Source organism: Pseudoalteromonas sp. APC 3893 (genome assembly GCF_030408095.1).
Taxonomy (GTDB): domain Bacteria; phylum Pseudomonadota; class Gammaproteobacteria; order Enterobacterales; family Alteromonadaceae; genus Pseudoalteromonas.
The window spans coordinates 329,588-355,604 of sequence record NZ_JASDCD010000001.1 but is presented as its reverse complement, the minus strand read 5'-3'; the positions used below and the strand labels follow the sequence as shown (position 1 = coordinate 355,604).

Below are 26,017 nucleotides of genomic sequence, written 5' to 3'. Positions count from 1 at the left end.
ATATGAGATTAATAGAATACCTAATTTATTTCGTTTGATACAGAAATAAACAATGTAGTAGAATTTTTTAGAAATAAGGTGTGGTAAAAATGAAAAAGTAGAATAAAAAAGGGGAAATTATGGTGAAACAGGAGCCTGTTTCACCAAGATGAACTTAGGTTCACATAATTAAAATTATGCTACTTCTACGTTCTCAGCTTCAGGGCCTTTTTGACCTTGCTTGATGCCGAAAGACACTTGTTGGCCTTCGCTTAGAGTGCGAAAACCTGAGCCTGTAATAGCGCTGAAATGTACGAATACGTCAGGACCATTTTCTTGTTCAATAAAACCAAAGCCTTTAGCTTCGTTGAAGAACTTAACTTTACCAGTAACCGTGTTTGACATACTAAATTTTCCTGTAAGTCAATAATTAAAATTCAGCCAGATTGGCTATATCCTCCCTGAGTGAATGCCCAAAAATCTTTGGGGTATAGTACAGGAAGAAGCAAAACCATTAACCGGTAACCTTACACGCCGCACAATATCCGTAAATTCTATACGCAAAAACTCAAAGCAAGATAAGGTTAACACAATAAAATCGTTTTAGCTCTATTAATTAAAAAATATTTTATAAGCCGTAAATTAAAAGGTGAAATACGGCTTAACTGATTAATTTTAAGACTAAAAAATGCACCTGTGGTTTAAATTACAGTTAATTATTTTACTTGCCAGTCAATAACAGACTCAGCTTTAATTGGCACAACATGATCGCCGCCTAATGGGTAGCTTGCAGGAACTGTCCAAGGCTGTTTAATTAAAGTGACTGTGTCTGTATTTCTTGCTAGGCCATAAAAATCAGGTCCAAAGTGGCTAGCAAACCCTTCAAGTTTATCTAACGCACCCGCGTCCTCAAACGCCTCAGCATAAAGCTCAAGAGCTGCATGAGCTGTATAAGCACCAGCACACCCACATGCAGCCTCTTTTTTATTTTTATAATGCGGCGCAGAGTCTGTGCCTAAAAAGAATTTTTTACTACCACTAGTCGCCGCTTCAATTAATGCTTGTTGATGAGTATTACGCTTTAAAATTGGTAAGCAATAGTAATGAGGGCGAATACCTCCAACTAACATATGATTACGGTTGTATAGTAAATGATGAGCTGTAATGGTCGCAGCCACGTTATCAGACGCATTATTAACAAAATCCACCGCATCCTTTGTGGTGATATGCTCAAGCACAATTTTTAAATCCGGGAAGTCTTTTACAACATCTGTCATTATAGTGTCTAAAAACACTTTTTCCCGATCAAAAATATCAATCGATGAATCAGTTACTTCACCGTGAATAAGCAACAACATACCAACTTCTTGCATTGCCTCAAGTACTGGGTAAATATTCTTCATTGAAGTAACGCCAGAGTCGGAGTTCGTTGTTGCACCTGCTGGGTATACTTTAGCAGCAACTATTTTACCCGTTGCATGCGCTTTTTTTATCTCTTCAGGAGCGGTATTGTCTGTCAAATACAGTACCATTAATGGCTCAAAGTTACCTTGCGGACCGGCTGCCATGATACGCTCGCGATACGCTAACGCAGAATCAGTGCACACTGCTGGCGGAACCAGGTTAGGCATGATAATCGCACGTCCCATGTAACGGCTAATATCGCGTACTGTATCTGGTAGCTGAGCACCGTCACGTAAATGTACGTGCCAATCATCTGGACGAGTTAGGGTTAATGTAGGTGTATTTTGAATTTCTTGCTTAGACATTACTTTGTTCCACGGCTGAATTTAGTTGATCATAGGCATATGGCTAACCCGAGTAAAGTATTATCGAAAGTAAAAATTGATATTTATCGGCAATTTTAGTGTGGATTAGTTTTTACAGTCACAACAAGTAATTTTGACTGATTTCTTTGTACCTTGGTTAATATTAAGTTAACGTGGTACATATAATTATGATGACGAAGCAGTTTCCTGACTAATTTCTATGTCAAATATAGTAGATATTCCCACAGCGCTTGAGCTCAAAACAGAGCAATTAAGTATTATTAACCAATTTTCATCAAGCTTATTACAGCTTGATCAACTTGATGAGTTGTTCGAATACGTAACAACTCAGGTAGTTAAGCGTTTAGGTTTTGTCGATTGCGTTATCTATTTAGCCGACCATAGTCAAAACACTTTAAATGAAGTCGCCGCTATGGGTGTGTCAGCTATCGCCACCGACTATTACATTGAACGCAATACAATACCGTTTAATCAAGGTATTACTGGCTATGTAGCAACAACTGGCCAAGCAGTTATTATTGGTGATGTCAGTGCTGATGTGCGTTATATTGCTGATGCCCGCCCTGCCATGTCTGAGCTATGCGTGCCACTTATTTATAAAAATAAAGTACTAGGGGTTATTGACTGCGAACACCCAAAGCGTAATTATTTTACCGATGCACACCTAGAAATACTCACCACTGTCGCCCACCTTTTAAGCGCCAAAATTAACCAAGTACGTACAGTTAATAATTTACAAAAAACAGTTAATCAGCTTAATGATGCTCAAAAATTAGAAGCCACCTTGTTACAAATAGCAAATTTAACTTATCAAGCAAGTGATTTGGATGCTTTTTTAGAGTCGCTGCATAATATTATGACCAATTTACTGCGCACTGATAACTTTTTGGTTGGCTTATATGATAAACATGTCGATATACTCGAAATTGTTTACATTATCGAAGAAGGTGTTCGCTCTAACGCGCATAAAAAGATCTCAAAGCAGCAATTAAAACATACGGCTTCTTATTACTTGCTAACTGCAGAACAATCTTTGCTACTAAATAAGAAAGAATACCAACAATATATTGATGCTGGACGTTTTCAAATGGTGGGTAGGCCGTCTGAATCTTGGTTAGGTGTGCCCTTCACTGTTAATGAGCACACCACCGGAGTTATTGTGGTACAGAGCTACCAAGAGCAATATCATTACAGCGAACATGATAGAGATATATTAACCTATGTTAGTCGCCAAATTAGTATGGCAATAGACAGGCAACTGTCGCGGCAAGCGCTGGAGTATAGAGCGCAACATGATGAACTTACCGGCTTGGCTAATCGTTCATTACTCATCGAAAAAATGCAACATGCCATTTTGCAACTCGCACAAGCGACAAAAAAAGTCAGCCATTGTTTGCTTTATTTAGACTTTGATCGCTTTAAAAGTATTAATGACTCATTGGGTCATGAAGTGGGTGACCATTTCTTGGTTACTATTTGTAAGGCAATTAAAAGTACTATTCGTAACACAGATACGTTTGCTCGCTTAGGAGGCGATGAATTTGCAATTTTTATGGAGAATATTAGCCATAAAAACCAAGTAAACGAGGCACTTAAAAGAATTGCGACCGCGCTTAATGCGCCACTTAATATCGATGGTCACTTATTACAAGCATCAACCAGTATTGGCGTTGCATTCACTCATAGTCATGAAGACAAAGCTTATAAGTTATTACAGCACGCTGACGCCGCTATGTATGAAGCTAAATCATCTGGCCGAGGACAAGTTAAATTTTTCAATGGCACTATGCGTAACAAGTTAAAAACCCATGCGGATATTGAAAATGACTTGCAGCACGGTATCGAGCACGATGATTTTGAGCTTTACTACCAACCCATTTTTTCAATACAAACAAGTGAAGTTGTCGGTTTTGAAGCACTTGTACGCTGGCATCATCCTAACAAAGGGTTTGTTCCACCAAACGACTTTATTCCTGTAGCTGAACATACAGGACAAATAATAAACCTAGACCTACACTTGCTCAATCTTGCAGCGAAACAAATTGCCGCTTGGACTAAGCAAGGCAAACGCTTTTTACGCGTCACCGTTAATGTTTCATCTAGGCACTTCGCCAGCCTTGATTTTGTATCGCAGATCCACAGTCTTTACAATAAATACCAGCTTCCATTAGGCTCCTTATGCCTAGAAATCACAGAGTCCGGTTTGATTGAAAATCTTGAGCTGGCTACTGAAATTATTGAAGGCTTAGCGCCTTTGAAAGTAAAATTATGTTTGGATGATTTTGGCACTGGCTATTCTGCTTTAGGTTATCTACACCAGTTACCTATCCATGTGCTAAAGATAGACAAAAGCTTCATAGATAATTTACAAGATAGCGCCAACCCATTGGTAGATGCTATCTTATCACTTGCCAGTTCCCTTGAACTGGATGTTGTTGCAGAAGGAATTGAAACTCAAGCACAGCTTTCAATTTTACAAAATACGAAATGTAATTTTGGCCAAGGCTTTTTAAAATCAAAGCCGTTACCAGCAAATGAGGCTATCAGGCTTATTGACGCGCCGCTTTAAACTATACACCCCGCGCTAAGATATAAAAAAGCCCTGAAAAATCAGGGCTTGCTTCTATCAACTTAAATTTTAGCCAACTAACCAATGCGCCATCAAGGCAATTACCGGTAAAGTCACTAAAGTACGTAATATAAATACAATAAATAATTCCACGATATTTACTGGTATTTTACTGCCTAGTAATAGCGCTCCGACTTCTGACATATATATCAATTGCGTTACACTCATTGCCGCAATAATAAATCGCGTCACATCACTCTCTATTGAGCCTGCGGCTAAAATAGAAGGAATAAACATGTCAGCAAAACCAACCATTATTGTTTGTGCTGCGGCTTCTGCTTCAGGAACTTGAAGAAGCTCTAAAAATGGCACGAATGGCATACCAAGATACTGAAATATAGGTGTATACTCAGCGATTATGAGTGCAAAGGTACCCACTGCCATAACCACAGGCAGCACAGCAAACACCATATCCAAGGCATTATGAACTCCCTCTTGCAATGTACCTTTAAAACCTGGCGCTTTTTTAGCTTTTTCAAGTGCAACATCAAGTGAGTGTTTAAACAGAGTTTTACCTTCTGGGACTAGCTCTGCATTACCATCAGGCTCAGAACCATCAATGTAGATATCTTTTTTAAACCTTAATGGGGGTAAACGCGGCACAATAATCGCGGCAACAACGCCAGCCAAACAGACGGTTAAATAAAAGGGTGCAAATAAATACTCAAGCTTAACTTGGCCAATCACCACCAAACAGAACGTGATAGACACAGCTGAGAACGTCGTACCGATGATTGCAGCTTCACGTTGAGTGTAATATTTATCTTCATATTGGCGTGCCGTCATCAAAATACCTACGCTTCCGTCACCTAACCAGGAGGCCACACAATTTACAGCACTTCGTCCTGGTACACCAAATACAGGCCTCATTATCTTTGTCAATAAAGTACCTGCAAGTTCAAGCAGACCAAAGTTTAGTAATAGAGGTAATAATAAACCCGCTAAGATGAAAACTGAGAACAGTACTGGCAATAGATCTTTTAATACTAATAAACCGGTATTCTCCGAGCTAATTGCATGCGGCCCTACTTGAAAGTAAGTTAGCAGCACAAACGCCATACCAAATAAACGAGTAACTAACCAAATCCAACTGACATTAAATAAATGATTAAGTAGATGAAACTTCGTTAAACTTTTTGGTTTAAATAAACTAAAAATCAGGGACATAACACCTGTTATGCAAATAATAACTGCGATTACCTCTAATGCAATTTCACTAAATAAAGCCTGTATAGCTTTTGCCATAACAGCGATAGGAATTGTCATAATTTCCCCTGAAGGTACAGGAGTCATAAACAAAAACACACCAATTAACGAAGGAATTAAAAAGGTTAACCACACCTTTAAATCATAGTTTGGCGCGACTGATTTAGGTGCTGGCGAATTAAACTGAGACATATTTTCAACCTGTAGAAACCACAAAAAGAGCCAAAGCTCTTTTTGTGGTGATATTTTTATTGTTTACTTAAATTTTTATACCGCGTTGACGCAACGCATTTTCTAATGCTTGTTGTAAGTCATTCATAGTGCCCGGCTCTAAGGTTGTCCCCTCATCATCCATCCAAGTTAAACTTGTGCCACCCTCTTTTGTTCGGCTCACAAGGATTTGATACTGACCATCTTCAATTGGTAATTCAGCTAAATCTTCACCCCAAATTGAATCCCAAACACTTGATTCAGGTTTATTATAATCAGCAGTGATCAAACCACGTTCTTGATCAATTTCAACAATCGTAAATGATAAACGCTCTAAAAAGCCTGAGAAACGGTCAAACACTGCAAAGTAATCTTGTTCGGTAACTAATGCCGCATTACCTTTATTATCAAAGCCCATTTCAAGTGAGATAATGCCTTGATTTTTACGCATTTCAACTTCAAGCTGGCGGTAGCGATAATCAAACTCACCAATAATCTGGTTTAAAGCTCGCACTTCTAACTGCTGTTGTAATAACGGCGTTAATTCTTCGCTCTTGCTTTTATAATCCACTAGCTTAGAGGTTAAAGATGCCGTGCGCTGATGTGATTTTTCTTCAATACTAAATATAAAGCGCTGCTGTGAAACTTCAGTTTCACTATCCCATAGCCAACCTTCCTCAGGTTGTATTATTGCGTACCAATCAGTTTCAACGCTGCCTAATAGCTTATCTTGCTTTACCGGTTTTGTTTGATGTTCAGCCAAAACAGCCTGAATCGAATCCCAAATAAACTCATCTAAATCGACAATTCCATCATTTTTATCAAAATACACACGTGCTTGCTTATCTCCTTCTTCAACCCAGCTACCTTTAGCAATCGTCAACACCTGCGCTGGCGGACGGTAATTTGTTGAGTCAGGATTATTACTGTACTCCGCCACTTCCATTTTATAAGTGGGATCTTGCGCTGGTTGCGCTAATTGGCCTGGTACCTGTACAGGCTCACCGGCTTTATAGTTACGCTTATGATGCGCCTCGTCAGTAAAAACGCCACACCCTGATAAACTAACCAATACGCTTACAGTCAGCGCTTTTGGGATCCAATACTGCACAGATAATTCTCCTTAGCATACCCTTAATTGTTTTAACAAATATATGAGTGGGTTATGCCGATTTGGTTCAGTGTAAAATCAAGATTAACTTTACATTTCTTATTTTTATGCAAACCCTATAAGAGTGGCAGCTTTTATTAAACTACCAGTGGTTATGCAAAATTTTAACTATGGTACTTTCCCATGCCATTAAAAACAAGAAACACTGTGCTTTAAATAGTAGCTTAATGCAGATGTAGTGTAGTTTAGCGCTAAATTTGTGCTAAACTTCCGCGCCGTGCATGTGTATTTGCCGGCATAGCTCACTCTGGCTGTTATTACTAATATAACCTAGGTACTTGAATTCATGACTGCTTTTTCAAATCATCAAATCGTTTTAACTGCTATTGGCGAAGATCGCCCTGGTATCGTCAGCGAATTAACTCAATTAGTGAGTGACTGCCACTGCAATATTATTGACAGCCGTATCGCTATTTTAGGCAGTGAATTTACATTTATTATGCTGTTAGCTGGCGATATGTCTGCAATAAGCCGTATTGAACATACATTACCAGTTAAAGGGATGGAGCTTGGTTTGCTTACCATGATGAAGCGTACAGCCAGTCATACACAAAGTGAGTTTTGTGCAGGTTACACCCTAGAATACACAGGAATCGACACACCAGGCACACTCAGTAAAGTAACGCGCTTTTTTGCCGACAATCAAATAAGCATTTGCTCATTAAAATCAGATACGTATGATGAGCAAGAACAAACTAAAATGCGTTGCGAACTGGAGTTTAATATTCCTGTTGATGTAAATATCGATGAATTTAAGATCGATTTTGAAGCCCTTTCTCGTACACTTGACGTAGATTATATTTTTAGACGTATTCGCTAAGGAGCAAAATATGAACGTGATTAGCCCATTACAAGCAGGTGATACCGCACCTGCTTTTAGCTTACAAAACCAAGATGGTGAAATAATCCAACTTGCTGAGCTACTTAAAGAGCAACAAGTATTAGTGTATTTTTACCCTAAAGCATCCACTCCAGGGTGCACCGTTCAAGCTGAAAACTTACGTGATGAAAAAGCAGAACTTGCTAAATTAAATACTCGAGTGGTAGGAATTAGCCCTGATCCTGTTAAGCGTTTAAAAAACTTTGAAACCAAAAAAGAATTAAATTTTGATCTGTTATCAGATGAAGATCACGCCATTGCAGAAGCATTTGGTGTGTGGGGTTTCAAGAAGTTTATGGGAAAAGAATACGAAGGTATCCATCGTTTAAGTTTTTTGATTGGCCAAGATGGCAAAATCAAACACTTGTTTGATAAGTTTAAAACCAAAGACCATCATCAAGTTGTATTAGATTTTCTAAAAGACTAGACTAAAAACCCCGAGTTTATCGGGGTTTTTACACTAAATACTTAGAGTCCTAACTCCGCCATAAAATCATCGTCAGCATCACCTGCTGCCTCTGCTTTGGCTGCTTGCTCTTTTGCCGCTTTTTGTTTTGCTTCATTTTCAATGATGTCATCAGGGTCTACAGCTTCACTAATATCAAAATCATGCAATTTAATGAACTCAGTTTTATCCATTGCTAATTCTAGATAGAATATATTTTGCTTACTTGTGGTGAAGGTTACACGTCGTGCCTGTGGCCTATCCATCGTGGTATCAACAGAAATTTGCACTTGTTTATTGATTGCCATCATTTTCGGTTGATTTTGTGTAATCGACGTATGTAACTGCTCGCGCACTTTTGAAGTAAAGTCGCCCACTATTTGATTCATTAACTCACCAAGTACATTTGATACATCGTCTGACAAATGGCTGTGTGCAATTTCTTCTTCCGGCATACCCATACTACGCATATAGTCATGGTAAATTTCCATTGCTGCTTGCGAAGTGAAGTTAGTGATTACCAACCCTGTAAACCCACCATCAAATAAAACAAAGCAACCAATATCAGGTCGCATACATGTGCGGGTTATTTTTTGTACCATCGCTGAATAGCTTATGCTGTTACCACTAGCCGATGACAGTACCCCGGTAACTGAATGACAAAGAGTAGATAAAATATCCTCAGTGCTGATCACTTTACTTTTGCTCATTAAAACGTCTCATTTTATACTTGTTATTGATTATTCTAGCCAAGCTACTGAAATTATCACTGACTATCCAGTATAAAATGCTAAAATAGCCTTATTATTTTTCAAAGAGACTGTTTGTGTGACTGTAAAAGACAGTATTTATGCCACAGAGCAAGCGGTCAAAGATTTTAGCTTTGACCAAAACGTAGTAGAAGTTTTCCCAGATATGATCCAGCGCTCGGTGCCAGGATACGCAACGATCGTCAGTACAATGGGTAAACTCGCTGGAGAATATGCCCAAAGTAACTCTAACTTATATGATTTAGGTTGCTCATTGGGTGCCGTTACCTTAAGTATGCGCCGTAATATCCGTACTGATAACTGCCATATCATTGCAGTTGATAACTCCGAAGCCATGGTTGAACGTTGTAAGCTACATTTACAAGGTTTTCGCTCTGAAGTACCCGTCACTGTAACCCTTGGCGATATTAACGAGCTTAATATTGAAAATGCGTCGGTCGTTGCGATGAACTTTACTCTTCAGTTTATACCACCCGCACAACGTCACGCCGTACTTGAAAAAATTTACGCTAACTTAAAACCTGGTGGTGTATTGCTACTAAGTGAAAAAGTAAAAGGCGAAAACGAGCAATGCGATAATTTACTAATTGATTTACATCATGATTTTAAACGTCACAACGGCTATTCAGAACTAGAAATAAGCCAAAAACGTACAGCTATCGAAAATGTAATGCGACCAGATACATTAAGCGAGCATTACTCTCGCCTAAAAGAGATTGGCTTTAGTCAAACTCAAGTGTGGTACCAATGTTTTAACTTTTGCTCATTAGTTGCAATAAAGTAATTTAGGAAATATTTAATGTCTTCATGGTTTAACCAGTTTTACGCTGCAATTGCACAAACACCTCTTAGCCACTGGCTCGAAACACTGCCGAGTCAATTAAAGCATTGGCAGAATGAAGCCAGCCATGGTGACTTACCTAAATGGCAAAAAGTGTTAAAAAACTTACCCGAAGTCCATACTAAGCACGTAAATATCACTGACAAAGTTGAAATTGGTGCTGCGGGTGAAATGAGCGAAGGTGAACAAAAACAAACAACACACCTGCTCAAGCGTATGATGCCATGGCGTAAAGGCCCCTTCAACGTTCATGGCATTGAGATTGATACCGAATGGCGCAGCGATTGGAAGTGGGACAGGTTATTACCCCATATTGAGCCCCTTAAAGGGCGCACAGTATTAGATATTGGCTGTGGCTCAGGCTATCACCTATGGCGAATGCGCGGAGAAGGTGCTGAATTTGTTGTTGGTATCGACCCATCTGATTTGTTTTTGTGCCAGTTTCAAGCCATTAAACATTTCAATCCAGATGAAAACGTGCATTTACTTCCACTCGGAGTTGAAGCACTGCCAAAATTAAAAGCATTTGATACAGTTTTTTCGATGGGCGTGCTTTATCACCGTCGTTCACCAATTGATTTTTTAGCACAATTAAAAGCGCAGCTTCGCCCTGGTGGTGAGTTAGTTCTTGAGACACTCGTCATCGAAGGTGATGAGAATACCGTGTTAGTGCCAACTGACCGTTACGCAAAAATGCGAAATGTATGGTTTATTCCAAGTACCGCTGCACTGAAGCTGTGGATGGAACGCGTCGGTTTTAAAGATGTGCAAGTTAAAGACTGTGCAATCACCACACTTGAAGAACAACGTAAATCAGATTGGATGGAAAACGAATCGCTGATCGACTTTTTAGACCCTGACGATATTAGTAAAACAATTGAAGGGTATCCTGCACCACTGCGTGCAATATTAACGGCAAAGGCCTAACAACAGTTTAAAAATACGAGGCAAATGGTGAAAGTGTATAGACTCATAACTTTCACCTTGCCACTTGAAACTTTATTTATGCGGACAACTGTCCTTGTCAATGTAGCTAAACTTATATTTGAACTAGCCGCGCACCGGCAATTGTTGTAAAATACGCGCGTTTCTAAGCATACCACATGCAAAACCATGCAACTTATTTGAGGAAATCCTGTGAGCGAACAAAAACAGTCTCTAAGTTATAAAGACGCGGGCGTAGATATCGATGCCGGTAACGCACTTGTTGAGCGTATTAAAGGCGTAGTTAAAAAAACCCGTCGTCCTGAAGTTATGGGCGGAATTGGTGGCTTTGGCGCACTGTGCGAAATCCCAGAGGGTTACAAGCAACCAGTCTTAGTAGCAGGCACTGACGGTGTGGGTACTAAATTACGTTTAGCTATCGATCTTAAAAAGCACGATACTGTGGGTATCGACTTAGTTGCTATGTGTGTGAATGACCTTATCGTTCAAGGTGCTGAACCATTATTCTTCTTAGATTACTACGCAACAGGTAAGCTTGATGTTGATACAGCTGCAGATGTTGTAACGGGTATTGGCAAAGGCTGTGAGCTTTCTGGTTGTGCTTTAATCGGTGGTGAAACTGCTGAAATGCCTGGCATGTACGAAGGTGAAGATTACGACATGGCTGGTTTTTGTACTGGCGTGGTAGAAAAAGCCAACATTATTGATGGCACAAAAGTAGCTGCTGGCGACCAACTAATCGCACTTGCTTCAAGCGGCCCTCATTCAAACGGCTTTTCGTTAATTCGTAAAGTACTTGAAGTATCAAACGCTGATACTAACGCTGAGTTTGAAGGTAAAACACTGGGCGAAACACTGCTTGAACCTACACGTATCTACGTTAAACAGTTGCTTGAATTGTTTAAGCAAGTAGATGTGCATGCCCTTTCCCACATCACCGGTGGTGGTTTTTGGGAAAATATCCCACGTGTATTACCTGAATCTGCAAAAGCAGTTGTAAAAGGTGATAGCTGGCAATGGCCTTCTATTTTCAACTGGTTACAAGAAAACGGTAATATCACCACTCATGAAATGTACCGCACATTTAACTGTGGTGTAGGTATGGTTTTAGTGGTTCCTGCTGATAAACTTGAGCAAAGCTTAAGCATCTTAAAAGATCTTGGTGAAAATGCATGGCACCTTGGTGAAATAAAGGACGCACAAGCCGGCGAAGAACAAGTAGAAATCCTAGGCGGCCGTGATTAATGGCCCCTTCTCGTCTAGTAGTCTTAATTTCAGGTAGTGGCTCTAATTTACAAGCCATTATTGATGCCTGTAATAATGGCGAGATAAACGCAAACATAGCGGCTGTCATTAGTAATAAAGCAGGCGCTTATGGCCTTGAGCGAGCAAAACAAGCTGGCATTGCAACCGCGGTGCTCAGCCATAAGGATTTTGACTCGCGCGAAGCCTATGATGCAAAATTAATGGACGTTATTGACTCTTTTACACCAAATCTAGTTGTATTAGCTGGTTTTATGCGTATTCTTACTCCTAGCTTAGTGCAAAAATTTAAAGGAAAAATGTTGAACATTCATCCTTCTTTGTTGCCTAAGTATCAGGGTCTGAATACCCACCAAAGAGCAATAGATGCAAAAGACGACGTTCATGGCGTGAGTGTGCACTTTGTCACTGAAGAATTAGACGGCGGTCCCGTTATTCTTCAAGCCAAAGTTCCTGTGTTAGCTGATGATACTGCTGACACATTAGCAAAACGTGTGCATGCGCAAGAACATATAATCTATCCTTTGGTGGTCAAATGGTTCAGTGAACAACGACTTACGATGGAAGCAGATTATGCAGTTCTTGATGAAAACAAACTCCCAGTACACGGCGCAGACTACCCACAATAAAAAATTAAGTGCCCTAATTTTGTGTGCGGGCACTTTACTTCCTACCAGTTTATTCGCGGGCGAACTTACTCAATTCGAAGCCAACTATGACATTTTGCGCAAAGGTGAAAATCATGGTCAGGGTATACGAACTTTAAAAAAACTCGCTAATAACAATTACCAAGTAAGTTACCAAAGTGATATTGAGTGGATGATATTTTCCGACTCTCGTAAAGAGACCTCCAATTTCACTTTTAGCAACAACAAAGTATCGCCAGTGGATTACAGCATGATCCGTAAAGGCACCGGTCCTGATAAAGAATATACTTTATCGTTTAACAACACAGACAAGCTCGTCAATAGCAGTGAAAGTAAATACCCTATAAAATGTGAATGGAGTGAACATTTCCAAGACTCAATTTCATACCAAGTACAAGTTCGAGAAGATCTTAAAAAGGGTAAAACCAATTTATCGTACCCGCTCGTTGATAAAAAAGGTAATTGCCGTGACTACAACTTCGAAGTAGTTGGCACTGAAATGATTTCACTGCCTATAGGCAATATAGAAGCGATAAAAGTAAAACGCCTTTACGACAATGACAAACGCCAAGCATTAGCCTGGTTTGCGCCAGAAATGGACTATATGTTAGTTAGAATGTGGAAAGGCGAAAAAGGTGTAGAACAATTTGAAGTACAAATGAAATCTTTCACCGTGACCAGCCCTGTGGCAATACCAAAAGACATAAATAACGAAATAGCACCAGAGTAAATTGGGGTTGGTATATCGAGCTAATGTTCAACATCCACTGATAATTTAGTAAGGTGGTTTTCTATGGCTTCTATGCAAATTTTAATACTTAATGGAAGGTGCCTCTCATAGGTATGTAATGCATATACTTTGTTTATTGGCAGTTTCAACTTTGGAAAAACTTCGCACAAAGCAGGTTTTATCATATTGAACTGAAAATCAGGGATCAAGCCAATACCAGCACCTTCTTTTATCAAGGCTAAACAAGAATAAAATGAATTAGCTCGACAATGAGCTGTCGCTTCATAAAGTACTCGATTTCCATCAATATCACTAAACTGGTGACGAATCTGTTTACCCTGCCATTTATTCGCTATATACACAGCGTTATCAATTCCATTTTTTAATAGCAAAGCGCGACTTCCACAAAGAATATCTCTGAATTCTCCAACTCTGCGTTGTTTAATATTACTATTTTTAGAAGGACCTACTCTAATTGCTAAATCTATATTATCTGACATCAAGTCTAATTGGCTATCACCACTAATTAACTCAGGCTCAAGTAGTGGATATTGTTTTAGTAATTTCCCTATTGCTGGTGCAATCACTACATCCATGAGTGCATTGGGCGCTGTAATTTTTATAACCCCCTTTGGGACTTCTGTTGATTCTTGCGCTTGCTGCCAAGCGAATTCTGTAATTTTATTTATTTCCTTGCAGGATTCATAAAAATCGTTTCCTGCAGTAGTCAGAGCATGCTTTCTAGTGCTTCGTTTAATTAGTAAAACACCTAGCTCCTTTTCTAGTACCTTTAGATGTTGGCTCACAACCGATTTTGACAATTGAAGTGACTCTGCCGCCGCCGTAATTGAGCCAGCTTCGACAATATGAGCAAACACTGACATATAACGCAATTTTTTCATTTTTGATTGTCCTACAAAACAGAACATTAAATTCTATTATCTTTGTTTTTACACTCAATGAAAAGCTATATTATTCACCTATTCCGATAACTGATGAGAAAATCATGACTGATAAAAATATTTTAGACCTATGTAAAGAAGGGATTAGTGCTTGGAAAACAGCATTTAATAATCAAGATGCTGCTGGGTGTGCAGCTCAGTACACCGAAGACTGTATCATGGAAGCAAAACCACTAGGCGTGTTCAAAGGCCGAGAAGAGATTTTAGGGTGTTGGCAAAACATCATAGATCAAGGATTTACTAATGTTGAGTATTCGAATGTTAAGTGGGAAGCCGCTGAAGGTGAAGGGTTTATTCTTACTTCAAACTGGGAAATGAATAAAGCCTTTGGTGTAGTACATCATGAGCATTGGATAGTTGAAGCAGACGGTAAAGCTCGTTTAAAAAGCGATTCATTTGAAATCTTAGGTGAAAAATAAATTGAGGGTCTAATGATGAGCATAACTAACCATCGTTTACAAATTTCAGAGCCGAAAGCTTCACTTGATTTTTATTTAAACAAGCTAGGTATGCTCCTCATTTCACAGTATGAGATAGATAATAAACATCACTATTTTTTATCTTTTTCAGATAAGCAAGATGCTTGTTTAGAGCTTGTTTTTGCTCATGACACTGTGTTTTCTGTTCAATCACAGCCAAGCTTAACAGAGGGATATTGGAAATACTCAATTGCAGTACCGAACCTAAGGTTAGCTAGAGAACATCTTATATCCCAAGGGATAAATATTGGCTCTCCATTTGAAGTAAAAAATATTGCTTATCTTTGTCACTTTACTGATCCTGATGGATATTGTATTGAATTAATTCAGCATTACTTCACAAACAATAGCCGTAAAAGACTATCAAGCAGTAGCTCGTTCCAAGAGTGCTTGCCCACATTTAACCTCTCAACACTTAGAGTTAAACAAATAGACGAAAGCTTAGCGTTTTATACAAAACTCGGTATGAGGCTTGTTTCACGCCAAAAAGTAGAAAGCAGAAATATGCATCTGTACTTTTTATCTTTTAACATGGAATCACCACCGTCTTCGGACATTGACTCATTGAGGGTTAGAGAATGGCTTTGGCAACGACCATATACTTTATTAGAGCTTCAGCATACCGATGATATAGAATCAGAAATTGGCTTTAAGTATAGAACATCAACAAGTTCTGGATTCTTAGGCTTAGATATGAATATTTTGAAAAATTTACCAAGCAATGTTGTAGGAAAAGAAACGGAATTTTTAGTTAGCTCAGGAAAGGTTACTGGAGTTGCTCTCAATGACCCTGATGGCTATCAACTTAGATGTTTTTAAGTGCCTCGTCGCCATCAAGCTAAAGTACAGGGTATATTCGTTCGAGTGTTTGATTATAACTTGGCGTTAAATAAGCACTAAAGCTAAGTTGATCATCTAAAATAGCAGGTTCAAGCTGATGAGCTTTTGCTAACATAATGTTTTCTGACACCTGCGAAACTGAAATAAAAACAGCTAACTAAACACGGCTAATACAGTTAACTTTTTACCGCCTCTTCTACCGTTTACGTATTTACAACTTGCTCCAGACTCCCTTTTATAACAACTGTTGCTGATATTTTATCTTGAATGGCTTGACGGTTTGGGTCCCAATAGACTTGTAAGAACCCTAGTAAACCAGTTGCAAAGCCAGCGCCATAACCACCGTAACGGCCAAAGCAATCAAGTAAACCTAACGGCTCCCCATTCAAAGCCACAACACGAATATTACAGATCTTTTTACCCGGCGTTTGCCCTTTCCATAAAAGAGAAAACAAAGTGAAATAAATCGCAGCCCAGCCAAAGCCTAGACCTAAATCTTCAATAATACCTATACCCCACTTTAAAATACTATGCGATGTTGCTGAGTTTGACTGTGGCTCTATAGATTCAATTTCCGCTAATCGTTGTTCATCGTGTGATTGTTGTTCTGCTGTCATCTGCTGCAACAGGCTTCTTACCACATAAACGTTAGCATCTTCATTGAGTTCATTGAGATCGGTTAGCTTTGGTATTTGAGATACTAAGTTGGTTAACTCATTTTTCTGGCATACTTGACCGCACTTTTCATTATCCGATGTTAGTTGTAAGTATGTGTTTACTGCCTGCACTTCTTCTGAGCTTAATACAATATCTTGTTGAGTGGTCGCACTTTCAGCCACAGTGTCACCATCAAAGTAATCAATTGCTACTGACAATAAGTAAAGCGAACTGAAAAATAACAAACTAGCAGCCGTTAATTTTAATACTCGCCGCCATAGCGAGTTCATTTTAGGTAAGTGTTTTTGCGCTGTGCCTTTATAAAAAGCAACTGCAGCCACAAATGCAATTAAAGCGGCACTGAGCTTTGCCGCAAGAAAGATTAACATAACATCGATAATCATCGCTGCCGCTCGTCTTGTTGGCGATGCCAGCGATAATCCTAATAATGCTTCATCTATTTTAAATGCATAAGGTGTAATGACTTCCTTGGTTTCAGAGCGTGTTAACTTCAACTCTTCTATTTGTTCAGCCTTCATAACGTTCTTATATCCTTGCACTATTATTAGCAGCTAAACCATCAAAGCAAGTTTATCAATAAACGGTTTATTCTGTTCATCTATAATTTGAATTATTTCTTTATGTAAGCGCTTTTTATGTTCCGCAAAAATAGTTCGCTTTTTGTCAAATGTAGCGGCAAATTCCATCACATCAGTCATTAGAGTCTCGTTATCTTTAGATGCTCTTTCTATTACATGATCGACAGCTAGCTCTGCGCCTGGAACACGTCGTCCGGTTAATTTCATTTCATTAAAGCGGTAATAAGGTATCGCTTTTTTCACAAAAGCTATCATGCCAGGTAAAAATGGAATTGATAAATCAACTTCAGGAAAGCAAAAGAACCCGCGATCTGCTCGCATAAATCTAAAATCACAGGCGCATGATAAAATCGCCCCGTTACCAAAAGCATGACCATTAATCGCCGCAATAACTGGCATCGGGAACAGTAATAAAGTTTTAAAAACTTCATCCATATCGTACATAAAGCCACGTATTTCATCCGCTTTATTCGCTTTCATTGCAGGCATGAGCCAATCTGTATCAATACCTAAACTCCAGCTCTTTTCATCATTTGACGTAATAACTAGGGCTTTATGATTTTCGTTTTCAAGCACTTCACTTAATAGCGTCTTCAAAGTAGCGGCAAAAGTGGGGTTTTGGCGATTTTCGCCGTTGGTAAATGTAATCACTGCCACGCTCTCGTGCGTAGATAATGTCATAATATTCATAGTCATACCTTTTAATTTTTATTGTGTGATTAGATTGCCCCTTTAACATTACAGGCGCTTATTATTAATAATGCCATGGTTAATGTTTAAGTTGCTAGGGTTAAAGCTGTCGAATTGATTGTCTAAAGCATAAATATTGATCACAATGCTCACTCTATAGTTTAACGCAGTGGTAATTACATATGAATAAAACGGCAATTGTTATTGGTGCCACAGGCTTAATAGGTGGCCATTTAGTTAAGCAGTTAATTAGCGCAGCCCATATCACTCAAGTAATTACGCTTACTCGCCGCCCTGTTAGTTATAACAGTGATAAAGTCATTAATTATGTGGTTGACTTTGCACAATTAGAGCAACACTCAAATTTATTTAAAGCTGATATTTTATTTTCATGCTTAGGCACGACTAAAAAAGCCGCAGGCTCAATTGACGCGCAACGAAAAGTAGACTTTAACTACCAACTCCATGCTGCTCAACTTGCTGCAAAGAGTGGTGTTGAACACTATTTAGTGGTGTCGTCCAGCGGTGCGAATGCTAACAGTCGCAGTGCGTATTTAAAAATGAAAGGAGAGCTAGAGCAAGCGGTAACCCAGCTTAACTTTAAACAGATTAGCATTATTCAACCATCGTTATTACTTGGCGAGAGAGGTGATGACTTTAGGCTTGGCGAAAAACTGGGAAGTATATTGTTACCTGTTTTATGTAGGCTTCCAGGCCTTAAAAAATTTAGGCCAATAAGCGGTACACAAGTCGCTATAAAAATGTGCAACATAAGTGCACAACCAGCTCAGGGGCTAAAATATTATAAACTGAATGAGTTATTTTAAAACAGTTTGACCAAACCAATATGCAACTGACCATTATGATCACACTGCAAACTTACGCTCTAAACCTATTGCTTACATCATTATCATTATGTAATGGGTTGTAATGTTTAATCGACATTTTATCAACTATAACGTTTGTTGAGTAAGGAATGCCTCCTTATTTGTACTTTGCTTCACAAACCTTAAATGGAGATTTATTATGTCAAATACACTTACCATACTACCAAACCCAAAAACTCTCGCTGTAGCGAGCACATCACCTTCTAACACAGCATCACTTGCTGCGGGTGATGCAGAAACATGGCAAATTTCAGAAAAAAAAGGGACTATTTCAGGTGTTGGCGTTACTGTATCAGGCGCGGGAGCCTGGGCTAAAATGTCTGGCTCTTTCGATTTTTCGATTGTAAATCTAGAAAGCTCTAGCACATATCAAAAAATGGTTTCTGAATATAGTATATCAGGTGGTGTTAGTGGCTTTTGGGGATGGCTTGGATTCGGTGCAAATGCAGAAACGCACAAACAAGACATCAAAGAAACAATGCAAGAACTTAGTCAGCAGCAAAAAGTAAATGGCTCTGTGGATGTTGATCTTATGGTCACGGGTTTGATCCCAGGCTTTGAAGTAAGTGCCACGGCGTATATTCTGGTACTTCAAATCCAAAGCTCATCTGGTGCCACCTATAATATTGCTTCATCAACAAGCCCATCTACGGATGTTGGGGCACAAGATCAAAACCAGCAAAACCTACCTACATCTGATAATAATTCAACTATTAGCCTATAAAAATCAATTTAAGATCACCACTACAACTTTGCATTGGTGATCTTTTAATTATAACTATCCAATTATAGTTAAAGGAAATACCATGAGGCCTATTACCATCGCACTTCTTTTATTGCTTACTTCTGCTGTTAGAGCTGACTCATCTGTAATATCTGCAATAAATGATAATTTAAGCTCAACAGTATGGACGGATAATTTTAAAATAAGTGTAGCTTTCACTGACACCAGCTATGAAATACAAGAGACGAGTGTTACCCCCTCCCCTTTTGTGATCAATAGAAAAAACGATCTCATATTCTCTACTTTTACTCGTTTGAAAAAACAAAAAGAAGTTGTCATAAAAGATATTACTGGCGACGGTTTACCAGACATACGTATAACTAATATGCTAGATAAAAATGGGGAAGTTTTATCTTCATCTACTGAAAAAATTGTAATTACCTATGAAAAATAATTTAACTCAGTTTCATAGGTAATCGTTCAGAAAAAGTCTCATTAGTTAATGAGACTAATTACATAACCTTGTGCTACGGCGTCACTGCCGGGTAAACATAGCTGGCATCTAAACCCAGTGGAATACCAAGTGCCCAGTAGCCGAGTAAAAACAAACTCCAACCAATCATAAAGGCAATTGAGTACGGTAGCATCATCGCAATTAAGGTACCGATACCCGTGCCTTTAACATACTTTTGACAGTACACCACTACGAGTGGAAAGTAAGGCATTAACGGGGTAATAATGTTTGAGCTTGAATCCCCTACACGATACGCAGCTTGGGTTAAATCAGGCGAAATACCTAACTGCATCAACATAGGCACAAATACAGGCCCAAGTAATGCCCACTTAGCAGAACTTGAACCAACAAATAAGTTAACAAAGCCTGTTAAGAAGATTATTCCTACGACAGTTACAGCACTAGGTAGTTCCATCGCCTTTAACAGCTGCGCACCTTCAATAGCTAATAGTGCCCCTAAATTTGATTTACTAAATGCAGCAATAAACAGCGAGCAGAAGAATGCCATAACAATATAATACGACATACCATTCATCGCTTTGCTCATTGCATCAATCATGTCTTTAGAGCTTTTAAAAGTACCAACCGTGAAGCCATATACTGCACCGGGTATCCAAAACAATAAGAAAATTAGCGGCACAATTGACTGCATTAAAGGCGATCTAAAGTTTGTAAGTGAACCATCAGCGCTACGCATTGCTGAATCGGCTGGTGCAGATACAAACGCTAATAACGTAAGACCTGCAATCATCACGCTACTTGCGATAAAAAACGCACGCTTTTCGTCACTACGAGCATCCTCAAACGCCGGTAAATCTTCGGTCTCACCATCAACGGCAGTATTTTTTAGTCGAGGTTCAATAATTTTATCAGTGATATACCAACCTAATAAAACGATAAATAAGCTCGATGCAGACGTAAATGCCCAGTTATTTAATGGGTTAATCGACATCGTCGGGTTAATTATTTGCGCCGCACTTTGGGTAAAGCTTTGCAATAACGGGTCGATGCCAGATGGAATAAAGTTAGCACCAAAGCCGCCACTTACACCAGCAAATGCCGCAGCAATACCCGCAAGCGGATGACGCCCTGCCGCATAAAAAATCACACCAGCGAGCGGTATAACTAACACGTACCCAGCATCGGTTGCTGTATGGCTAACAATAGCAACCAAGATAATAGATGGTGTAAGCAGCTGTTTAGGCGTTACTTTTAACATGAGCTTTAAGCCCGTGTTAATAAAACCAGAATGCTCAGCAACACCGACACCTAACATAGCAACTAAAACCACGCCCAATGGTGCAAAACCAGTGAATGTTTTTACCATAGACGATAAGAAGGTGGCGAGTGAATCACTGGCCAACATGTTATTGATTATAATAGCTTCGCCAGTACGCGGGTCGATGGCGTCAAAGTTAACGCCTGAAAACCACCACGACAAAACCCAAATTAGTAGCATGGCAAATAGAAAGATAATTGCTGGGTCTGGAAGTTTATTCCCGACCCTTTCTACAAAGTTTAAAAATCGTGCAACTAGCCCGGTCGGCATCGTCGCATCATTATTATTATTCATTTCGCTTGTTCCTTAGGATTTTAACCAGCATACATTACCGTAAATGCTGCGTTAGGTAAATTTTAAGTAAACAATAAAGCTATTAATTAGGAACAAAAATTTGTAGCGCACAAAAAAACGGCCATACAGCCGTTTTTATTTATACAACAATAAATCACATTTAAGCGAGTGCTTTTACTTCTTCCCATAATCTAACCACTAAAGCTTTATCTTCTTCATTTAGTTCACCATTGCGATAAGCTTTAACTAAGCTTTTTTCAACCGTTTCATTGAGCTCTGACACTTCTAAATTAAGCTCTTCAACTTGCGCATACCCAACAGCTAAATCGAAATGGCCGCGTAAATAACCACCGGCAAACAATTCATCGTCAGTAGCTTTTATTACTAAATCGTCAAAATACTGCTGTGCTGCCTCAATGTAACTTACTAAACTCATTTATTTCTCCTGTACTTGCAGGGTGTCTTGGTGACCCACAGCATACATAACATGGTCGTTAAACCCGGTTGTTACCCGAATATAACCGCTTAATTCATCATCTAATTCGCTATCGCCAGTATCAGCAATGAGCGGCCGGCCACCTAAGGCCTGTAATTTTGTTTTGGTTGCCACAACGATAATATTGTCTTTACCGATTGCACGGATGAGCACTGGACTTAATTGTTGATTACCTCGGCCAAATATATGCCCTTGTCCGCCGATCAAAGTGATCACCAACTTTGTTGGCACATCTTTCGTTAAATCAATTAATTGTTGAGCGGTCAAGTCATTGCCTAAGAGGCTTTGATCTTGTACTAAATCAACCCCGAGCAAGGTGTTACTAAGGCCCATTTCTTCCATTATTGCCTCAACGGTTGAGCCACTGCCCATAATGTACTGGGTATCTTCTTCCATTTCTGACACCACGTAAGCTGCAATATCAGCAAGTACTAATTCATCAGTTTCTTTACCGCCGTTTTTAACGGCTTGTACATAACGTACTTCACTGGGTACTTGCATTTCACCGTAACGCTTGGCTTTTACTGTGCCTTGGCGAAAAGCATCTTCATCAATATCCATGACATCTGCATCTGCTAATGTAACTAGCTCGCCTTTGACCAGCATCTCCACAACCCGACCCGCTGCTTTAGGGGTAATGGCATAAACTCCTGAATGAATCTTACAGCCAGCAGGAATGCCAAGCACTGGTACGCTGTCGTCCACCGCATGACAAATATTGCGTGCGGTACCATCGCCACCAGCAAACAATATTAAATCTACACCAAGTTGCTGCAAGGCTTTTGCAGCAAGCTCTGTATCATCACTTGTTGTAGAGTGCTCGCTGCGATAAATAACCTGCGTTGAAAAACCAAGTTCCTTAGCCGTGTTTTCACCCATGACATCATTAACAGTAAAAATGGTTAACTGCTCTTTATAAGGCAGCAACACCTCAAGCGCGGCTTTAGTGCGTAAATTGGCTTTAGGCTGGGCACCTAATTCAATGGCTTTTGCTGCAGTATCAATACCATCGCTGCCCTTCAATGCAACACTTCCACCTAAACCCGCAACAGGGTTTACAACTAAGCCTAATTTAAACTGCATTCTTTAGCTCCTCAGGGGGCTGCCACTCAAATTGCGTAGCACTGATAGGCCACGGTGTTTTATAAAATGAACTTAACGCATGTAATAACCGATTAGTACGCTCATTGAAGCCTACTTGTAGCAAATGTAAAACCTGCTGGTATACGCGTGCTTGAAAAGCGAATCGGCACGTTTGTTCGCCATTTAAGTTATCAACCGAGACGTTAAAATTCACCCCAGCGGCAACACTAAGTGCCCATTCAATGGCTTGTGGTTTAATTTCAACGCTTTCAAACTCAGCTTGCTGCGCTTTATCACGGCCATCAGGGCAATACCAATAACCGTAATCTTCTAATAATCGTCGTTTATCGCCAGCGACTAACCAATGAGCAATTTCATGCAGAGCACTGGCATAAAAACCATGAGCAAATATAATTTGGTGAAAGTTTGTTTCATCACTAGCAGGAATATAAATAGGCTCATGCTCACCTTTAACTAAGCGCGTATTATGGCTTTGATAAAAAGTTGACTCAAAAATAGATATTAGATCGGCTATTTGGTGCATAAGGTTTAATAATTCGCCTCAGTAAACAGGAATAAGTACTCGCTAAAATCGAGGCGAATTGTACGGGCTTTTAACAGGAAAGTAAAAAGCCTTGCGTTATACTACTTAGATATATTTAGTGAGAAATTTAGGTTTCTGCCATATTACTACGCTCATGAAGATAACGCTTTAACAGCTGAGTATTTCGCGTATTAGCTTTAAAGTAAGCATCAAAAATATCGCCAAAAAATGGAATTAATCCACCTACAAAATCAATTAGCATATTTAAAATGATACGAGACTTTATTCGCCATCCAACTCCAAGGCGCTGAGCCTCAATTAGTACATAACTTGAAAGTATTAGTCCGGCAGCATCTCCAACGCCGGGAATAACTCCAATCAGCGCCTCAACTCCAAATTTAAATCGAGTAAAAGGAATACCTATACTGCTGTCGGTAAACCGGCTAAACCTTTCTAAGCGTTTTAAAGTTGCTTGGTGCTGCGTATTTGTCTTCATAACCACCTCACTTTAAATCATAAATTAACGCTTGATCACTTATCGAAACTGTTAATTTAAGCGCACTAAGGTACGTGTTCTTTTCGGCTCTGTTAAATAAAGAAACTGCTGAAAATCATGGGATGCATTTATTAGCATTTTCCCATCATCTTTGCCGGTGAATATGGCTCTATTACTACCTGTTTTAAGATCTATTTCGTTCATCACATAACCGTCTCTATCTGCAAGTGTGACTGTCATCGTCGACACTTCTGCGCTCAGGCCGATGATCTCTTTTGTAGGTGATTGCCAAACAGTTTCAAGCTCATTGTTTTTGTTTAATCTAAAAACTTGTTTTTCATTGGAAAAGTAAACCTGATCCTGCTCATCAATATCCATATAGATTTATTGCCAGTGATCCAAGCACACAGTGCTTACTTTGATAAAGCATTAATCAAGTTTAAGCATAGTGCAAACAAGTTAACGGCACTGGGCTCTGAATGGGTTGTATTAACAAACAGCCAACTGTTTTTAGATGCCATAGAAATCAGTGAATTATCGCCAATAAAACCCTATCCAAACACTCAGTTAGTGCACTGGACAGATCAAAAAAACAGCTCATTACCACTAATCAAATTTTAAACTAAACACGGGGGCTCAGCCCCCGAAATATTTTAATAAACATTCATTTTTAACTAACATCAATGCCAGCTTCATCCGCTGGTACAATACCCGTTTCAGTTATAGGTTCAGCGTTCCAACGTTGCAGCACAGAAATTGCATTTATTTTCCTTCTACAAAGCGAAAAAAACGCGATAAAAATCGCGTTTTAAAAAGTAAAACTGACTTTCAGCCAAGTCTAATCATTTAAACCGAGCCGTTAATGGGCCCATGCTCATGACTCACATGTGGGTTTTGCCCACGCTGGCGCAATAAATGGTCCATTAACGTAATCGCCATCATAGCCTCAGCAATGGGAATAGCACGAATACCAACACATGGGTCGTGACGACCTTTAGTGATCATCTCAACCGCTTCATTTTCTGTATTGATGCTGTTGCCAGGTATTGTAATACTTGATGTTGGTTTGAGCGCAATAGAGGCAATAATATCTTGCCCTGTGGAAATACCCGCAAGTACGCCACCGGCATGATTTGAGGTAAAACCATCAGGGGTTAACTCATCACGATGCTCTGAACCTTTTTGCTCAACCACATCAAAGCCATCACCAATTTCAACGCCTTTTACTGCGTTAATGCTCATCAGTGAATGTGCTAGTTCTGCATCAAGTCTGTCAAAAACAGGTTCACCTAGGCCTACAGGGACGTTTTTAGCCACGACTTTAACCTTAGCGCCTACTGAGTCACCCTGCTTTTTTAAATCTCGCATGTACTCGTCTAATGCTTCAATTTTACTGGCGTCAGGAAAGAAAAACAGGTTGTTTTCTACTTCATCCCAATCATAGTTCTCAGCTTTTATTGGCCCTAGTTGGCTTAAACATGCACGTACTTCAATACCATGAAATTGTTTTAGGTATTTTTTAGCAATGCTGCCTGCAGCTACGCGTATTGCGGTTTCACGGGCAGATGATCGTCCACCGCCGCGATAATCGCGCAAGCCGTATTTATGCCAATAGGTATAATCGCCGTGACCTGGGCGAAATACATCTTTAATTTTGCCGTAATCTTTTGAGCGTTGATCGGTGTTTTCAATCAGTAAACCAATGCTAGTACCTGTGGTTTTACCTTCAAATACGCCAGAAAGAATTTTAATTTGGTCGTCTTCACGGCGCTGCGTTGTATAACGGCTTTGCCCTGGTTTACGACGGTCTAAATCTATTTGTAAGTCGGCCTCTGTGATTTCAAGGCCTGCGGGCGTGCCATCCACAACGCCGCCTAATGCGACGCCATGGCTCTCGCCAAAGGTGGACACTTTAAACAACTGCCCTATGCTATTACCTGCCATTGTTTTCCTCATTCCTAATGACT

Annotated in this window: 29 protein-coding genes; 14 read left to right on the top strand and 15 right to left on the bottom strand. The window is 39.5% G+C overall.

Going from position 1 to position 26,017, the window contains the following annotated elements; all coding sequences use genetic code 11:
* Positions 1-174: 174 nt before the first annotated feature.
* Both QMA12_RS01520 and pyrC read right to left on the bottom strand, forming a co-directional pair.
* Positions 175-384, bottom strand: a complete 210-nt coding sequence (locus tag QMA12_RS01520; RefSeq protein WP_016707789.1) for a cold-shock protein — start codon at positions 382-384, stop codon at positions 175-177.
* 311 nt (positions 385-695) lie between these two features.
* Positions 696-1,748: a dihydroorotase gene (gene pyrC, locus QMA12_RS01515; RefSeq protein ID WP_290208790.1), complete on the bottom strand. Its 1,053-nt coding sequence runs from the start codon at positions 1,746-1,748 to the stop codon at positions 696-698.
* 220 nt (positions 1,749-1,968) lie between these two features.
* Between pyrC and QMA12_RS01510 the strand changes: the two genes are divergently transcribed.
* Positions 1,969-4,338 carry a GGDEF domain-containing protein gene (locus QMA12_RS01510; protein ID WP_290208791.1) on the top strand — a complete coding sequence of 790 codons (2,370 nt, stop codon included), beginning with the start codon at positions 1,969-1,971 and terminating at the stop codon, positions 4,336-4,338.
* A gap of 69 nt (positions 4,339-4,407) precedes the next feature.
* Here QMA12_RS01510 and QMA12_RS01505 read toward each other — a convergent pair whose 3' ends face one another.
* Together QMA12_RS01505 and bamC are read right to left on the bottom strand one after the other, a co-directional pair.
* A complete protein-coding gene (locus tag QMA12_RS01505) occupies positions 4,408-5,796 on the bottom strand; it encodes a YjiH family protein (protein ID WP_290208792.1) in 1,389 nt (462 codons plus the stop codon).
* Between the two features lie 67 nt (positions 5,797-5,863).
* The gene (gene bamC, locus QMA12_RS01500) at positions 5,864-6,925 is read right to left on the bottom strand and encodes an outer membrane protein assembly factor BamC (protein ID WP_087531737.1); all 1,062 of its coding nucleotides are present in this window, start codon (positions 6,923-6,925) and stop codon (positions 5,864-5,866) included.
* Positions 6,926-7,271: 346 nt separating this feature from the next.
* Here bamC and QMA12_RS01495 point away from each other — a divergent pair, with 346 nt between their 5' ends.
* On the top strand, positions 7,272-7,805 hold the full coding sequence (locus QMA12_RS01495) for an ACT domain-containing protein (RefSeq protein ID WP_087531738.1): 534 nt from the start codon (positions 7,272-7,274) through the stop codon (positions 7,803-7,805).
* Positions 7,806-7,815: 10 nt separating this feature from the next.
* Positions 7,816-8,292 carry a thioredoxin-dependent thiol peroxidase gene (bcp, locus tag QMA12_RS01490; RefSeq protein WP_290208793.1) on the top strand — a complete coding sequence of 159 codons (477 nt, stop codon included), beginning with the start codon at positions 7,816-7,818 and terminating at the stop codon, positions 8,290-8,292.
* 41 nt (positions 8,293-8,333) lie between these two features.
* Here bcp and QMA12_RS01485 read toward each other — a convergent pair whose 3' ends face one another.
* Positions 8,334-9,020, bottom strand: a complete 687-nt coding sequence (locus QMA12_RS01485; protein ID WP_087531740.1) for a DUF3334 family protein — start codon at positions 9,018-9,020, stop codon at positions 8,334-8,336.
* Positions 9,021-9,138: 118 nt separating this feature from the next.
* Between QMA12_RS01485 and cmoA the strand changes: the two genes are divergently transcribed.
* The 5 genes from cmoA (at position 9,139) to QMA12_RS01460 (ending at position 13,506) form a co-directional block, all read left to right on the top strand.
* Positions 9,139-9,864 (top strand): carboxy-S-adenosyl-L-methionine synthase CmoA, encoded by a 726-nt coding sequence (gene cmoA, locus QMA12_RS01480; protein WP_087531741.1) that lies wholly within the window; start codon positions 9,139-9,141, stop codon positions 9,862-9,864.
* A 15-nt stretch (positions 9,865-9,879) separates the two neighbouring features.
* Positions 9,880-10,848, top strand: a complete 969-nt coding sequence (gene cmoB / locus QMA12_RS01475; protein ID WP_290208794.1) for a tRNA 5-methoxyuridine(34)/uridine 5-oxyacetic acid(34) synthase CmoB — start codon at positions 9,880-9,882, stop codon at positions 10,846-10,848.
* A gap of 210 nt (positions 10,849-11,058) precedes the next feature.
* Complete coding sequence (gene purM / locus QMA12_RS01470; RefSeq protein ID WP_290208795.1) at positions 11,059-12,111, top strand: phosphoribosylformylglycinamidine cyclo-ligase; 1,053 nt, start codon at positions 11,059-11,061, stop codon at positions 12,109-12,111.
* On the top strand, positions 12,111-12,758 hold the full coding sequence (gene purN, locus QMA12_RS01465) for a phosphoribosylglycinamide formyltransferase (RefSeq protein WP_087531744.1): 648 nt from the start codon (positions 12,111-12,113) through the stop codon (positions 12,756-12,758). Before purM ends, purN begins: the two co-directional genes overlap by 1 nt.
* 16 nt (positions 12,759-12,774) lie before the next feature.
* Positions 12,775-13,506: a DUF3108 domain-containing protein gene (locus QMA12_RS01460; protein ID WP_087531788.1), complete on the top strand. Its 732-nt coding sequence runs from the start codon at positions 12,775-12,777 to the stop codon at positions 13,504-13,506.
* Between the two features lie 20 nt (positions 13,507-13,526).
* Here QMA12_RS01460 and QMA12_RS01455 read toward each other — a convergent pair whose 3' ends face one another.
* Positions 13,527-14,408: a LysR family transcriptional regulator gene (locus QMA12_RS01455; RefSeq protein ID WP_087531745.1), complete on the bottom strand. Its 882-nt coding sequence runs from the start codon at positions 14,406-14,408 to the stop codon at positions 13,527-13,529.
* Positions 14,409-14,512: 104 nt separating this feature from the next.
* On the opposite strand from QMA12_RS01455, the gene QMA12_RS01450 reads away from it, so the two are divergent.
* A complete protein-coding gene (locus QMA12_RS01450) occupies positions 14,513-14,887 on the top strand; it encodes a nuclear transport factor 2 family protein (protein WP_087531789.1) in 375 nt (124 codons plus the stop codon).
* 12 nt (positions 14,888-14,899) lie between these two features.
* A complete protein-coding gene (locus QMA12_RS01445; protein ID WP_290208796.1) occupies positions 14,900-15,766 on the top strand; it encodes a VOC family protein in 867 nt (288 codons plus the stop codon).
* A gap of 224 nt (positions 15,767-15,990) precedes the next feature.
* On the opposite strand, the gene QMA12_RS01440 is transcribed toward QMA12_RS01445, so the two are convergent.
* On the bottom strand, positions 15,991-16,983 hold the full coding sequence (locus QMA12_RS01440; RefSeq protein ID WP_290208797.1) for an RDD family protein: 993 nt from the start codon (positions 16,981-16,983) through the stop codon (positions 15,991-15,993).
* A gap of 33 nt (positions 16,984-17,016) precedes the next feature.
* Positions 17,017-17,733 carry an enoyl-CoA hydratase/isomerase family protein gene (locus tag QMA12_RS01435; RefSeq protein WP_290208798.1) on the bottom strand — a complete coding sequence of 239 codons (717 nt, stop codon included), beginning with the start codon at positions 17,731-17,733 and terminating at the stop codon, positions 17,017-17,019.
* A gap of 182 nt (positions 17,734-17,915) precedes the next feature.
* Here QMA12_RS01435 and QMA12_RS01430 point away from each other — a divergent pair, with 182 nt between their 5' ends.
* The 3 genes from QMA12_RS01430 (at position 17,916) to QMA12_RS01420 (ending at position 19,798) form a co-directional block, all read left to right on the top strand.
* The gene (locus QMA12_RS01430; protein WP_290208799.1) at positions 17,916-18,560 is read left to right on the top strand and encodes an NAD(P)H-binding protein; all 645 of its coding nucleotides are present in this window, start codon (positions 17,916-17,918) and stop codon (positions 18,558-18,560) included.
* A gap of 199 nt (positions 18,561-18,759) precedes the next feature.
* Positions 18,760-19,344 carry a hypothetical protein gene (locus QMA12_RS01425; protein ID WP_087531750.1) on the top strand — a complete coding sequence of 195 codons (585 nt, stop codon included), beginning with the start codon at positions 18,760-18,762 and terminating at the stop codon, positions 19,342-19,344.
* An 82-nt stretch (positions 19,345-19,426) separates the two neighbouring features.
* Positions 19,427-19,798 (top strand): hypothetical protein, encoded by a 372-nt coding sequence (locus QMA12_RS01420; protein WP_087531751.1) that lies wholly within the window; start codon positions 19,427-19,429, stop codon positions 19,796-19,798.
* 73 nt (positions 19,799-19,871) lie between these two features.
* Here QMA12_RS01420 and QMA12_RS01415 read toward each other — a convergent pair whose 3' ends face one another.
* The 6 genes from QMA12_RS01415 to QMA12_RS01390 form a co-directional block, all read right to left on the bottom strand.
* Positions 19,872-21,431: an AbgT family transporter gene (locus QMA12_RS01415; RefSeq protein ID WP_087531752.1), complete on the bottom strand. Its 1,560-nt coding sequence runs from the start codon at positions 21,429-21,431 to the stop codon at positions 19,872-19,874.
* A 160-nt stretch (positions 21,432-21,591) separates the two neighbouring features.
* Positions 21,592-21,867, bottom strand: coding sequence for a YfcL family protein (locus tag QMA12_RS01410; protein WP_087531758.1), 276 nt, complete (start codon positions 21,865-21,867; stop codon positions 21,592-21,594).
* Positions 21,868-23,010: an ATP-NAD kinase family protein gene (locus QMA12_RS01405; protein WP_290208800.1), complete on the bottom strand. Its 1,143-nt coding sequence runs from the start codon at positions 23,008-23,010 to the stop codon at positions 21,868-21,870. It abuts the gene before it with no gap.
* Positions 23,000-23,554 (bottom strand): elongation factor P hydroxylase, encoded by a 555-nt coding sequence (locus tag QMA12_RS01400; RefSeq protein ID WP_290208801.1) that lies wholly within the window; start codon positions 23,552-23,554, stop codon positions 23,000-23,002. The genes QMA12_RS01405 and QMA12_RS01400 overlap by 11 nt, the downstream gene beginning before the upstream one ends.
* A gap of 127 nt (positions 23,555-23,681) precedes the next feature.
* Positions 23,682-24,050 carry a DUF4112 domain-containing protein gene (locus QMA12_RS01395; RefSeq protein ID WP_087531761.1) on the bottom strand — a complete coding sequence of 123 codons (369 nt, stop codon included), beginning with the start codon at positions 24,048-24,050 and terminating at the stop codon, positions 23,682-23,684.
* Positions 24,051-24,101: 51 nt separating this feature from the next.
* Positions 24,102-24,428 (bottom strand): hypothetical protein, encoded by a 327-nt coding sequence (locus QMA12_RS01390; RefSeq protein WP_290208802.1) that lies wholly within the window; start codon positions 24,426-24,428, stop codon positions 24,102-24,104.
* Positions 24,429-24,443: 15 nt separating this feature from the next.
* On the opposite strand from QMA12_RS01390, the gene QMA12_RS01385 reads away from it, so the two are divergent.
* A complete protein-coding gene (locus QMA12_RS01385) occupies positions 24,444-24,671 on the top strand; it encodes a hypothetical protein (protein WP_176372512.1) in 228 nt (75 codons plus the stop codon).
* Positions 24,672-24,896: 225 nt separating this feature from the next.
* Here the strand turns inward: QMA12_RS01385 and aroC are convergent, their stop codons facing one another.
* Positions 24,897-25,994: a chorismate synthase gene (gene aroC, locus QMA12_RS01380; RefSeq protein WP_087531762.1), complete on the bottom strand. Its 1,098-nt coding sequence runs from the start codon at positions 25,992-25,994 to the stop codon at positions 24,897-24,899.
* Between the last annotated feature and the right edge of the window lie 23 nt (positions 25,995-26,017).